The following is a 979-nucleotide window of genomic DNA, read 5'->3' on the forward strand; positions in this document are numbered from 1 at the left end:
AGAAGGCATCATGGAAGCCTATTATGACACTGTGATGTTCCGCTCTGTTAAGAACAAAGGTTGGGCAACCAAGTTCTTCCCCGAGCGCGTGCGCGGCACCCGTCCTACATTTGATCTTGTTGATGCAGCCACGGGTGAAGTCATCGCTGAAGCAGGCAAGAAGATCACCCCGCGCGCTGTGAAGCAGCTGATTGATGAGGGTAAAGTCTCCGAGCTGTTGGTGCCTTTCGATCACATCTTGGGCCGCTTTGTTGCGAAGGATATCATCAACGAAGAAACTGGCGCGATTTATGTCGAAGCTGGGGACGAGTTGACATGGGAAACCGACAAGGATGGCAATGTCACGGGCGGCACGCTGAAGGATCTGATGGATGCGGGCATCACCGACATCCCAGTTCTCGACATCGATAACATCAATGTTGGCGCCTATATCCGCAACACTATGGCGGTTGATAAGAACATGAACCGCGAAGGTGCGTTGATGGATATCTATCGGGTCATGCGCCCAGGCGAGCCACCAACCGTTGAAGCGGCAAGCGCCCTCTTTGACACGCTGTTCTTCGACAGCGAGCGCTATGATCTGTCTGCCGTTGGTCGCGTTAAGATGAACATGCGCCTCGATCTCGATGCGCCTGACACAACCCGCATTCTGCGCCGCGAAGATATCGTTGCCTGCATCAAAGCCTTGGTTGAACTGCGCGATGGCAAGGGCGACATTGACGATATTGACCATTTGGGCAACCGCCGCGTGCGTTCGGTGGGTGAATTGATGGAGAACCAGTATCGCGTGGGTCTGCTTCGTATGGAGCGCGCGATCAAGGAACGTATGTCTTCGGTCGAAATCGACACTGTGATGCCACAGGATTTGATCAACGCGAAACCCGCTGCTGCGGCTGTTCGCGAATTCTTTGGCTCAAGCCAGTTGTCTCAGTTCATGGACCAGACCAACCCACTGTCGGAAGTCACCCATAAGCGCCGC

The 979-nt window shown here is 54.3% G+C and carries 1 pseudogene; it reads left to right on the forward strand.

The features are described 5' to 3' along the window. Positions 1-979 (forward strand): annotated as a pseudogene (locus ACR0IO_RS23120) (DNA-directed RNA polymerase subunit beta); the annotation flags it as partial.

Source organism: Ruegeria sp. CE12, assembly GCF_056537525.1.